At 60.4% G+C, this 11,122-nt stretch carries 11 protein-coding genes; 6 read left to right on the forward strand and 5 right to left on the reverse strand.

The genetic code is table 11. From position 1 onward, the window contains the following. Positions 1 to 9 precede the first annotated feature (9 nt). Positions 10 to 822, forward strand: a complete 813-nt coding sequence (locus BLU01_RS22550; protein ID WP_092279640.1) for an alpha/beta fold hydrolase — start codon at positions 10 to 12, stop codon at positions 820 to 822. 99 nt (positions 823 to 921) lie between these two features. Here BLU01_RS22550 and dsbG read toward each other — a convergent pair whose 3' ends face one another. The 5 genes from dsbG to BLU01_RS22575 all read right to left on the reverse strand — a co-directional run bounded on the left by dsbG (position 922) and on the right by BLU01_RS22575 (position 6,169). After that, positions 922 to 1,692 carry a thiol:disulfide interchange protein DsbG gene (gene dsbG / locus BLU01_RS22555; protein ID WP_092279642.1) on the reverse strand — a complete coding sequence of 257 codons (771 nt, stop codon included), beginning with the start codon at positions 1,690 to 1,692 and terminating at the stop codon, positions 922 to 924. Continuing rightward, complete coding sequence (locus BLU01_RS22560) at positions 1,668 to 2,552, reverse strand: TlpA disulfide reductase family protein (protein ID WP_092279644.1); 885 nt, start codon at positions 2,550 to 2,552, stop codon at positions 1,668 to 1,670. The genes dsbG and BLU01_RS22560 overlap by 25 nt, the downstream gene beginning before the upstream one ends. Then, complete coding sequence (gene dsbD, locus BLU01_RS22565) at positions 2,552 to 4,288, reverse strand: protein-disulfide reductase DsbD (RefSeq protein ID WP_092279646.1); 1,737 nt, start codon at positions 4,286 to 4,288, stop codon at positions 2,552 to 2,554. The genes BLU01_RS22560 and dsbD overlap by 1 nt, the downstream gene beginning before the upstream one ends. A 138-nt stretch (positions 4,289 to 4,426) precedes the next feature. After that, a complete protein-coding gene (locus BLU01_RS22570; protein ID WP_092279648.1) occupies positions 4,427 to 5,368 on the reverse strand; it encodes an SEL1-like repeat protein in 942 nt (313 codons plus the stop codon). Between the two features lie 99 nt (positions 5,369 to 5,467). Beyond that, complete coding sequence (locus tag BLU01_RS22575; protein ID WP_092279650.1) at positions 5,468 to 6,169, reverse strand: hypothetical protein; 702 nt, start codon at positions 6,167 to 6,169, stop codon at positions 5,468 to 5,470. 298 nt (positions 6,170 to 6,467) lie between these two features. Here BLU01_RS22575 and BLU01_RS22580 point away from each other — a divergent pair, with 298 nt between their 5' ends. The 5 genes from BLU01_RS22580 (at position 6,468) to BLU01_RS22600 (ending at position 10,947) form a co-directional block, all read left to right on the forward strand. Beyond that, complete coding sequence (locus BLU01_RS22580; RefSeq protein ID WP_092279652.1) at positions 6,468 to 7,148, forward strand: response regulator; 681 nt, start codon at positions 6,468 to 6,470, stop codon at positions 7,146 to 7,148. Then, on the forward strand, positions 7,145 to 8,470 hold the full coding sequence (locus BLU01_RS22585) for an ATP-binding protein (protein WP_092279654.1): 1,326 nt from the start codon (positions 7,145 to 7,147) through the stop codon (positions 8,468 to 8,470). Before BLU01_RS22580 ends, BLU01_RS22585 begins: the two co-directional genes overlap by 4 nt. Positions 8,471 to 8,595: 125 nt before the next feature. Then, a complete protein-coding gene (locus tag BLU01_RS22590; protein ID WP_092279655.1) occupies positions 8,596 to 9,081 on the forward strand; it encodes a GNAT family N-acetyltransferase in 486 nt (161 codons plus the stop codon). Between the two features lie 143 nt (positions 9,082 to 9,224). Continuing rightward, positions 9,225 to 10,637, forward strand: a complete 1,413-nt coding sequence (locus tag BLU01_RS22595; RefSeq protein WP_092279657.1) for an aspartate aminotransferase family protein — start codon at positions 9,225 to 9,227, stop codon at positions 10,635 to 10,637. Positions 10,638 to 10,719: 82 nt separating this feature from the next. Further along, on the forward strand, positions 10,720 to 10,947 hold the full coding sequence (locus BLU01_RS22600; RefSeq protein WP_092279659.1) for an MbtH family protein: 228 nt from the start codon (positions 10,720 to 10,722) through the stop codon (positions 10,945 to 10,947). The last annotated feature ends 175 nt before the right edge of the window (positions 10,948 to 11,122 follow it).

Here is an 11,122-nt window from a genome sequence, read left to right on the forward strand (position 1 = left end):
GAATCACCCATGCCTTTCGCAACCCTGGACGGACAATCCCTTCATTACACCGATCAAGGCACCGGCCCGGCCGTGTTGCTGGCCGGCAGTTATCTGTGGGACCAAAACATGTGGGCGCCGCAGATTGCCGCACTGTCGCAGCAATACCGGGTCATCGCCCTGGACCTGTGGGGCCACGGCCAGTCCGGGCCATTACCGGACGGCACCACTTCACTGGATGACATCGCCCGCCAGGCACTGGCGCTGCTCGATCACTTGGACATTGATCGCGTGACGCTGGTCGGCCTGTCGGTCGGCGGCATGTGGGGCGTGCGCCTGGCGCTGTCGGCACCGCAGCGGCTCAACGGTCTGGTGCTGATGGACACTTACGTCGGCGTCGAGCCGGAGCCAACCCGCCAATACTATTTCTCGCTGTTCAAACAGATCGAAGACACTGGCGTGATCGCGCCGCAACTGCTGGACATCGTGGTGCCGATCTTCTTCCGGCCAGGCATCGATCCGCAGTCGGCGTTGTATCAGGATTTCCGTGCTTCGTTGGCGGCGCTGCCGGCCGTACGCCTGCGCGAGAGCATCGTGCCGATGGGGCGGATTACTTTTGGGCGGGACGATTTGCTCGCGCGCCTGCCCGAGCTGGATGCAGCAACGACCTTGGTGATGTGTGGCGATCAGGACAAACCACGGCCACCCTCGGAAGCGCGCGAGATGGCCGGGTTGATTGGCTGCGAGTGTGTGCTGGTGCCGGAGGCGGGGCATATTTCCAATCTGGAGAATCCGGAGTTTGTCACTGAGGCGTTGTTGAGGTTTTTGGCTGAAAGGAATTAGTAGTTCATTCGGGCCCCTTCGCGGGCAAGCCTCGCTCCTACAGGGGATCGCATTCCCTCTGTAGGAGCGAGGCTTGCCCGCGAAGGCGTCGGTGGGGGCTTACTTGGGTCCGAGGATTTTCTGCAATTTGTCCGGCGACGGCGCGCCTTGCTGTTGCTGCAATTCGCCCTTGTCGTCCATGTAGAAAATCGCCGGGGTTGCTTGCAACTCAAGGTCGTCCATCAATTGCATGTTCGCCGCGAGTTTTGCCTGGATCGCCGGTGGCACGTCTTTCAAGGCCTTGAGCTTGCTTTGCTTGCCAGCCTTTTCGTGATCGGCCAACGCCTGGCTTGGGTCTTTGGCGGCGAGCAGCGCGGCGGATTTCGCCGGGCTGTCTTCGCGGATGATCCCGACCATAATGTGCCGCAACTGCACCTTGCCGGAATCGACCCACGGCCGCGCCTGTTCCCAGAACATGTTGCAGTAAGGGCAGTTCGGGTCGCTGAACAAGTAAACGATGCGCGGCGCATCCTTTTTGCCGTCGGCGATCCAGTTGCTCGCTTCCATCTTGCCCCAGACTTCCTTGGACATTGGCGCGTAGACCAGCTTCTGCAACGGCGCGCTGCTCAGGTCATTGCCGTCGGCGTCGTACAGGTTGCCGAGCAGCACGTGTTTGCCATCGGGCGTCAGGTACAGCGCCATGCCGCGGTTCTGATACTGCGCGGCGTAACCGCGCAAACCGTCCGGTGCATCGAACTGGCCGACGATTTTTGCACCTTTGGCTTCAATCTTCTTGATCGCCTCGGGCAGTTCTTCGGCGGCCTGCACCGCCGGCAGGTGCAGCAGCGCAGCACCCAGAGTCAGGGTCAGCAGATGGCGGAGGCGGGGCATGGCAGTTTCCTTGCAGAGGTGGTCGATGTGGCCGAGGTGGCAGGAGTGGCGGCGGTGGGCGTGTCGAAATTTTCCAGCGCGCGGGCCAGGCTGGCTTCCGACAACTCGCCCAGATGGCTGGTCAGCAGACGGCCGTCATTGCTATAGAACAGCGTAGTCGGCAATGCCATCGAACCGACGGCCTGACCCAAGCGTCCGCCGCGATCAAACAACACGTTGGACAGGCTCAAGCCCTGGGTTTCCAGGTAAGTGCTGACGCTTTGCATGCTTTCGGCCTGGTTGACGAACAGGAAGGTCAGGTCCGGGCGCTGATGCTGGGCGTTTTCCAGCACCGGCATTTCCCGGCGACACGGCGGACACCAAGTCGCCCAGAGATTGATCACCAACGGGCCTCCTTGATAGTCGCTGAGTTTGACGTTCTCGCCAGCAGCATTGACCAACGTGACGTCCGGCAGGCGCGTGCCTTGCTCGTAAATGGTCAGGGAGAAGGTTGCCAGCAACCAGAACAGCAGGCCGCTGCCAGCGCCAAAACCCAGTGGCCGACGCAAACCTGGCCGTCGCCAGCCGCGATACAGCGCCGCCAGCAACAGCACGATCACCCCCGGCCAGGCGAGGAAACCGCCATCGCGCAGATCGATGATCTGCCAAGGATCGTTGCGGTAATGCGCCCAATAGGCGATCACGAAACTCACCCGCGCCGCCAACATGCCCAGCAGGAACAGGCTGAACAGCGCCGACTCGGGGTTCTCGCCGCCGCGCTTGGCCACCCGCCAACCGACGAAAGTCGCCAGCGCCAGGGCACTGATCAGCAGCAGGTGGTTAAGCGCAATGGCAAAGGTGCCGAGGGTAAAAGTCAGCATTAATGAGCATCTCGGGTGGTGGTCCAGCGTTGCAGGAAAGTCTGCGCATCGACTTCGCCGGTGATGCGCTGGCTGCGGCGTTCGACACCATCGGCGCCGATCCACAGCAGGCTCGGTGGCCCCGGCACTTTATAGCGGCCGAGCAGTTCGCGGCTGGCGGCATTGTCGGCGGTGACGTCCAGCCGTAGCAAGCGCACATCTTTCAACGCGTCCAATACCTGCGGTTTGCCGAACACCTGTTTTTCCATGACCTTGCACGCTACGCACCAATCGGCGTAGTAATCCAGCAGCACCCATTGACCCTGAGCCTGCGCCGCATCGAGCTCGTTTTGCAGGGCGGCAGGGTTGTTGACCGTGGTGAAGGCGTCGTGGCCGACCGGGTTGGCGGCGTTGCCGGAAGCGGACGCGGTATACACCTGCAACGGTTTGAACAGGTCATCGCTGCCGCCCGCCGCACCGATCACCGCCAAACTGCCCCACAGACCGAGCAACAGCGCGCTGGCGCCGAACAGTTGAGCGACCCGGCCGAAACCCTCCGACTGTTTCCAGGCGCTGTATGCGGCGATCAACAACAATGCGCCACACAGACCGAGCCACAGCGATTGATCCAGCACCGGGCGCAACATGAACAGCGCGGTGGCGAGGAACAGAAAACCGAACACGCCTTTGAGCAGATTCATCCACGCGCCGGGTTTGGGCAGGAAACGGTTGCCGACAGTCACCAGCAACAGCAGCGGAATGCCCATGCCAATGCCCATGGCAAACAGGATCAGCCCGCCGTGCACGGCATTGCCGCTCTGCGCGATATACAGCAGCGCGCCGGCAAGTGGCGCGGTCATGCACGGCCCGACCAGCAGCCCCGACAACGCGCCGAGCACGCCGGCGCCGATCAGGCTGCCACCGCTTTGCTGGCGCGAGGCGTGTTCCAGCCGATCGCGCAACGCCACGGGTAATTGCAATTCGAAGAAGCCAAACATCGGCAACGCCAGCAGCACGAATACCGCTGCGAAACTGCCGAGCAACCAAGGGTTTTGCAGGAGCGCCTGAAGATTGCCACCCAACAATGCCGCCAACACGCCCAGCGCCGCGTACACCAACGCCATGCAAATCACGTAACTGCTGGCCAACGCGAAACCGCGTTTGGGCGAGGCGCCGCTGCCGACGATCAGTCCAGCGAGAATCGGCAACATCGGCAACGTGCACGGCGTGAACGCCAGCAACAGACCGAGGCCGAAGAACACCAGCAAACTCCAGCTCAACGCGCGTTGTTGCAGGTTGCTGGCCAGCGCTTGATCCGGTGCCTGCGTGGCGGCAATCGTCGCCGCCGCGCCACCGAGATCAATGACCTGGGTTTGCGGCGGATAACACAGGCCGGCATCGGCGCAGCCCTGGAAACCCACTTTGATCTGACCCGTCGCCCCGGCAGGAATTTTCAATTCCAGGCCTTGGCGATAAACCGGCTGTTCGCCGAAAAATTCATCACTGTGCGACTCGCCTTGCGGCAACACCGGCAGGTGCTCGGGTGCCAGGCCATCGAATTTCAGACGTTTCTGATACAGGTAATAACCGTCGGCGATCTGCCAATACAGCTGCATTTCCCCCGAATCGAGGCGCTCGGAAGTAAAAACAAAGGCCTTTTCGACCGGCAGGAACTCGGGTTTGCTCTCGAACGGATTTGAGCCTGCGTGGGCGAAACCCGAGAGCAGGAGCATAAAGAGCAGCAAAAATCGACGCATGAGCCATCCGGTGCCGTTACAAGTGAGAGGCACGATGCTGGCCGACGATTAACCGGTGATTAATAGAAAGTTGCCGGACTGAATGAACAGCCCGGCAAACACGCATAACGCGCAAGTCAGCGATGAGTCATCGCCGGTTCAGATGCCGTGATAGGTCAGGCGGTTCTCCGACAGCGGCGGGTGTGTGTCCTTCCAGGTCTGCGCAAAACCCAGCGCCAGGTCGATTTCTTTTTGACTCATTTCCTTGCCGAGGTCGGCGAGAAAAACTGAGGCGCTGTTGTGGAGTTGGTATTCGGTCGCCGAGTTGACCACCAGCCAGATAAGGCCATAGCTGAACGGATAACTCTTCGCGTAGCCGTATTCGGGGTCACGCCCGTCGCTATCGTGGCCGAGGGCATAGCCGTATTTGAGGACACCGTAGAGGTCATTCAGCGCAGCGGTCTTTTCCAGCCATTCGCGTCGCAGCGACGGGAATTGCGTCACTTGCGGGCGGTTGGTGTACCAGTTCATGGCGAGCGGGAAGTTGGCCGCAGCGCCCATTTGCAGCAGCCGGTCTATCGCCTCTGATGGTGTCTGGCCGGTCGGGACCAGGCTGTTATCCCGGTCGTACTCCAGCGCCAGAATGTACAAGGCTTCCGGGAATTTCTTGCCTGCCGATTTCTTCAGCCAGGTGATGTCCTTGGTCAGCTCGTACATCTGCAGCATGGCCTCGCCGTCACCCTGTGCGATGCGCGGCGGCAGCAGTTGCCGGGCTTTGTCCAGCGACGCACTGTCGCCCAGACGCAGCAGGGCGTAGACATCCTCTTGCGCGGCGGCCAGCCGATACCATTTTTTCGCGTCTTCGGTGATGGAACCCTGCTGGCGCCGCAGCACTTCAGCCAAAGCATATTGCGCCGCCCGGTCGCCGCCTGCGGCGGCAATGTTCAAGTAAGGCTCCGACGCCCGGAAGCTGCCGAGGTTGTAGAGTTCGAGGCCTTTGTTGCGGGCATTTTCCTGTAGCACGTTCAATTCGGCGATTAGCGCGGTCAGGCTTTTGAGCATATTGAAAAAAGCGGTCAAGTCATCTGTGTGCGGTTGCATGATCAATCCCTTCGTGTGAGTTGAGTAAGCTCCCATTCAGGGTATGGGCTGATGAAACGTCAGGTGCGGTACATATTTATCGCATTGCCAGCGGATTGCTCAGTTGCGCAATAAACCGGGCCAGGATACCTCGTCGACAATAATCGGCCCGGCTAACAGTCTGTTGGTCGGAATGTTGTAGCGCAGGTATTCATTGTTGGTCAGGAAAATATAGTAATGGCTGTAAGCAAATGTTCGATCATTTTGTACGGCGGTCATAATCCGGTCTTTATAAGGTGCCAGTCCTGGCCAGGTACTATCGTTGATAGGTTCATGCGTCAACTTATCGGTCACAAGGTTGAGCGATAAACTGTGGCCGTCGTTCATCAGGAAACGGAAAAAGCGCGGATTAGGCGACTTTTCCCACCAAGTGCCAGCAACGATGCGGTCGAAGTAGGGCAGCAGCGTATGCCAGATGGATTGACTGACAGGATAGGAGTTGGTGGCGACGTCATCGTCCTGGTCATACCTGCAGACCATCGGAATGCCGCCGTCATAATAGAAAAGCCACAAAATATCCGAATCAAAATCCAATGGGTGAGCGGGGTTGATGCCGGTGGTGGTAAATCCGAATCGCAAATCTTTCAGTTTTGAATGGACGGTGTTCCAGTTGCTCGAGCGGATAGCAGTTGGATAACCTTCAGGTACTTCGTTATCGGCAAGATTAAAACGCGAGTAGGTGTTGGTGTCTTTGAAAAAGAAATAGCAGCGATCTGCTCCCGAGCGCCAGTCAACGGCGACGACGTTATTTAAAGTTTGCATGTTTGATCCTTGGAAAGTTACAGGGCGTGTACAGTTTTATTAATTTGATGTGCGGTTGAATGGCGAGACTATTGGGTTGTTTTACGAATTTATAGTTGCGATGTATTGAACTTTGTTTCTGGGTTCGCTGCTGTTGGTTGACAAGTGCTGGTGAAGTAAATTTGTTTGCGTTGCGCGTTTTTGCAGTTCAAGTCCGATGGATCGCAGCCGCCGGACACCGATCAGTTGTGGCCCTGACATAATTGCGGCTTAATCCTTCTCTGTTTGACTCGCCTTTTTTTCGGCTCAGGGAGCTCCCATGCACGTACTGGTTTGCGAAGACGATGAGCTGATCGCCAGCGGCATCGTTGCCGGTCTCACCGCGCAAGGCTTGACCGTCGAGCACGTCGCTACCGCGTCGTCGGCGCGGGCGATGCTCAAGGTCGCGGAGTTCGATGTGATGGTGCTCGACCTGGGCCTGCCGGACGAAGACGGCCTCAAACTGCTGCAGCAACTGCGCCACAATGGCCTCGAGTTGCCGGTGCTGATCCTCACTGCGCGCGACTCGGTCACCGACCGCGTTGACGGTTTGCAGGCCGGCGCCGATGACTACCTGCTCAAACCGTTCGACCTGCGCGAACTCGCCGCGCGTCTGCACACGTTGCTGCGGCGCGTGGCCGGGCGCAGCGTCAACCTGATCGAACATGGCGCCCTGACTTACGACCCGAGCAGCCGAGAAACCCTGCTCGGCGGCAAGTCGATTGACCTGTCGCGCCGCGAGCAGGCGCTGCTGCAAGCGCTGTTGCACAACCGTGGCCGGGTGCTCTCGACCGAGCAGTTGAAGGACAGCGTCTACGGCTTCAATGACGAACTGGAAAGCAACGCGCTCAACGTGCATATCCATCACCTGCGACGCAAGCTCGGCAACGGCATCGTCGAAACGGTGCGCGGTCTGGGTTATCGCCTCGGGCCTGCGGATGGCGGAGATCAACCGAAGTGATGAGCCTGCGTTTGCGTCTGAGCCTGACCCTCGGCGCCGCTTTTGCGCTGATCTGGGCGCTGGCAGCAGCCTGGATGCTCAGCGACCTGCGTAACCAGATGATGTTTTCCCTAGACCAGCGCCTGGTCGCCTCGGCACGCATGGTCGCCGGGCTGATGGAGCAATTGCCGAAGTTGCCGACCAAGGGCGAAGGCACGCATTTCAGCGCTGAACAATTGAACGTCCCAGGTGGCATGGCCTGTCAGGTCAGTTCCCTGCGTGGGGAAATCCTCGCGCGCAGCCACACCGATCCGCAACAAACCCTCGAAGCCGAGAAGATGGGTTTCCACGATCAGATCATCGACGGCGCGCCGTGGCGCAGTTTCACTCTGGCGCGCGGCGATTTGCGCATCACCACGGCGGATCGGCAAATCGAGCGAGAAGCCCTGAACATGTCAATCCTGCTGGCCGCGTCGGTGCCGGTCGGCGTCGCATTGCTCGGTTGCCTGTGCCTGTTGTGGCTGGGCATCGGCCAAGGCTTGGCGCCGCTCAATCGCATGCGCGACGCCCTGATGCGCCGCAGCGCCGATTCTCTTGAACCGTTGCAGATCCAGCCATTGCCCAGCGAATTGCAACCGTTGCTCGACACGCAGAATCAGTTGTTCCAGCGCATCGGCAAGACCATCGAGCGCGAGCGACGCCTGACCGGTGACGCCGCCCATGAACTGCGCAGCCCGCTGACCGCGATCAAAACTCACCTGCAAGTGGCGCGCATGACTGACGGCGCGGCGCGCGATCAATCGTTGGCGCGGGCCGAAGAGGGCGCCGACCGTTTGCACCGCACGCTGGAGCAATTGCTGTTGCTGGCGCGGGTCGAGGGCAGTTTGTCGTTTGATGACGGCGTGCAATGCAGCGCCGAGCAAGTGGCGAAACTGGCGATTCAGGATGCCGGCAGCGGCGATCGCCACCGTATCAAGTTTCAGTTGCCGAGCACGCTTTCCGCCGCGCCGGTGCAAATGCCGGCGGTGCTGTCGATTGCCGCGCTGCGCAATCTGCTCGACAACGCTTTGCGCCATACGCCGGGCGACGGCGCCGTGGAGCTGAGCCTGGAAACCACCGGCAGCCATGTGCGGTTTGTGGTCCGCGACCATGGGGCAGGGATTGCTGAAGAAAATCTGCAGCACCTGACCCAACGTTTCTGGCGCGACGGCCAGAGCACCGGTTGCGGCTTGGGCCTGGCGATTGTGCAGGCGATTGTTCAGCGCTGTGCCTGCACGTTGCACTTCGACAGTCGCCCGGATGGCTTGCGCGTCGAACTGACCATGCCGTTGCAAGCGATCTGACAAACACCGCACACCCCGCGAATCCGGGTTGCACATCAAATGTAACTTCTCTCCATTGGCCATCCACGCGCTGTCGGGGCTATCTTTCCGGCAGCTTCGACTCAATGGATTGAGGGAACAGCGCCATGGATGCATCTCTGCACATCTGCAAGGCAACACCGGCCGACGTCGGCATCATCAGCCGCATCGTCGAGCGTTCGATTCGCGTGGGTTGCGCGCCCGATCACCGCAACGATGCGCAAATCGTCGCCAACTGGACCCACAACAAAAGCGCCGAACACATCCAGAACTGGCTGGCCGACCAACGGTTGCGCCTGAGCGTCGCGGTACTTCAAGACAAACCAATCGGCGTTGGCATGGCGGCCAGCAGTGGCAAGATTGCCTTTTGTTATGTGCAGCCGGAAAGCTTTCGTCGCGGGGCCGGACAGGCGCTGATGCACGACCTCGAAGCCTGGCTGCGCCTTCAGGGCTTGCCTGCGGCACGCCTCAACAGCACCGCCACCAGTGAAGCGTTTTTTCGGCGCCTGGGTTATTGCGTCAGCGCGCAAACCTTCAATGTGGCGGGGCTGCACGCCATCCCAATGCTCAAGACATTGGCGCCGCCGTCTTAGAAAGCTGATCGCGGGTCTAAATCCTCAAGCCTCTGATGCGTTTCCAGAACAGGAAAACCTGCAAGTGCGCCCCGTCACCGGAACGCGCGCCTGCCCGGTGTGCAGTTTTGGTCACTATTCACAGCGTATTGAGGGGTCGAGAGATGTCAGTCGCTACCAGCCTTATCGAAGATCAGCCGGCCCGGGTTGCCCCGACGCCTGCCGAGACGCTTTACCAGTTCAACGAATCGCCATTGCTGGCTCGGCAAAACCAGCAGGAATCGAACGCTCGCAGCTACCCTCGACGGATTCCGCTGGCACTCAAACGCGCCAAGGGCATTTATGTCGAAGACGTCGAGGGCCGCCGTTTCATCGATTGCCTGGCGGGCGCCGGCACGCTGGCGTTGGGGCACAACCATGCGGTGGTGATCGAGGCGATCCAGCAAGTGCTCAGCGATGAACTGCCGCTGCACACCCTCGACCTGACCACCCCGGTCAAGGATCAATTCGTTCAGGACCTGTTCGGCCTGCTGCCGCCAGCCTTGGCCGCCGAGGCGAAAATCCAGTTCTGCGGACCGACCGGCACCGACGCCGTCGAAGCCGCGTTGAAACTGGTGCGCACCGCCACCGGACGCAGCACGGTGTTGTCGTTCCAGGGCGGTTATCACGGCATGAGCCAGGGCGCATTGAGCCTGATGGGCAGCCTGGGGCCGAAAAAGCCGTTGGGCGCGTTGCTCAGCAGCGGCGTGCAGTTCATGCCCTATCCCTACGATTACCGTTGCCCGTTCGGCCTCGGTGGCGCGCAAGGGGTGCAGGTCAACCTCAATTACCTGGAAAACCTGCTCAACGATCCCGAGGCCGGCGTGCAATTGCCGGCGGCGGTGATCGTCGAAGTGGTGCAGGGCGAGGGCGGCGTGATTCCGGCGGACCTCGACTGGTTGCGCGGCTTGCGCCGTATCACCGAGCAGGCTGGCGTAGCGCTGATCGTCGATGAAATCCAGAGCGGCTTCGCCCGCACCGGCAAGATGTTTGCCTTCGAGCACGCCGGGATCATTCCTGATGTCGTGGTGCTGTCCAAAGCCATCGGCGGCAGTTTGCCGCTGGCGGTGGTGGTTTATCGCGACTGGCTCGACACTTGGCTGCCGGGCGCACACGCCGGCACGTTCCGTGGCAATCAGATGGCCATGGCTGCCGGTTCGGCGGTGATGCGTTACCTCAAGGACAACAACGTCTGCGAACACGCCGCCGCCATGGGTGAACGCTTGAGCGAACACCTGCGCATCCTGCAGCGCGACTTCCCGCAATTGGGCGACATTCGTGGTCGCGGTTTGATGCTCGGCGTCGAGTTGGTCGACCCGACCGGCGCGCCCGATGTGCAGGGTCATCCGCCAGCGTTCGGCCGTCTGGCGCCGCTGGTGCAGCGTGAATGCCTGAAGCGTGGCTTGATCCTCGAACTCGGCGGCCGGCATGGCGCGGTGGTGCGGTTCCTGCCGCCGCTGGTGATTACCGCTGCTGAAATCGACCGCGTCGCCGAGATATTCGGCCGTGCCTTGGTCGCAGCGACCGCCGGCCTGTAAATTTTCCGATGGCCTGAACGTTCTTTCTACATACCGGCTGCGCATGCCGCGCAGCCCACCCCTACAGCGATGGAGACACACCATGACGTCAGTATTCGACCGCGAGGACATCCTTTTTCAGGTCGTGGTCAACCATGAAGAGCAGTACTCGATCTGGCCCGACTACAAAGCCGTGCCACAAGGCTGGCGCACCGTGGGCAAGAGTGGTCTGAAAAAGGAGTGCCTGGCTTACATCGAAGAAACCTGGACCGACATGCGCCCGCTGAGCTTGCGCCAGAAGATGGACGAGCAAGCGGCTTTGACTCACTAAAGTCACCGCGTAAAAAAAAGCCCGTTGAACCGGTAAGGTCAGCGGGCTTTTTCGAGTCTGGGATTTGTGTCGTCTGTCAGGCAGTCTTCGCGGGCAAGCCTCGCTCCTGCAGGAGATTGCGGTAGCCCTGTGGGAGATTGCGGTTCCCCTGTGGGAGCGAGGCTTGCCCGCGAAG

The sequence above is a fragment of the Pseudomonas prosekii genome (assembly GCF_900105155.1).
Lineage (GTDB): Bacteria > Pseudomonadota > Gammaproteobacteria > Pseudomonadales > Pseudomonadaceae > Aquipseudomonas > Aquipseudomonas prosekii.

Excerpts from the sequence above, each read along its gene's own strand:
- BLU01_RS22560 (WP_092279644.1), bottom strand. The coding sequence starts at position 2,552 with ATGCTGACTTTTACCCTCGGCACCTTTGCCATTGCGCTTAACCACCTG.
- BLU01_RS22550 (WP_092279640.1), top strand. The coding sequence starts at position 10 with ATGCCTTTCGCAACCCTGGACGGACAATCCCTTCATTACACCGATCAA.
- BLU01_RS22580 (WP_092279652.1), top strand. The coding sequence starts at position 6,468 with ATGCACGTACTGGTTTGCGAAGACGATGAGCTGATCGCCAGCGGCATC.
- BLU01_RS22590 (WP_092279655.1), top strand. The coding sequence starts at position 8,596 with ATGGATGCATCTCTGCACATCTGCAAGGCAACACCGGCCGACGTCGGC.
- BLU01_RS22600 (WP_092279659.1), top strand. The coding sequence starts at position 10,720 with ATGACGTCAGTATTCGACCGCGAGGACATCCTTTTTCAGGTCGTGGTC.
- BLU01_RS22575 (WP_092279650.1), bottom strand. The coding sequence starts at position 6,169 with ATGCAAACTTTAAATAACGTCGTCGCCGTTGACTGGCGCTCGGGAGCA.
- BLU01_RS22570 (WP_092279648.1), bottom strand. The coding sequence starts at position 5,368 with ATGCAACCGCACACAGATGACTTGACCGCTTTTTTCAATATGCTCAAA.
- dsbD (WP_092279646.1), bottom strand. The coding sequence starts at position 4,288 with ATGCGTCGATTTTTGCTGCTCTTTATGCTCCTGCTCTCGGGTTTCGCC.
- dsbG (WP_092279642.1), bottom strand. The coding sequence starts at position 1,692 with ATGCCCCGCCTCCGCCATCTGCTGACCCTGACTCTGGGTGCTGCGCTG.
- BLU01_RS22595 (WP_092279657.1), top strand. The coding sequence starts at position 9,225 with ATGTCAGTCGCTACCAGCCTTATCGAAGATCAGCCGGCCCGGGTTGCC.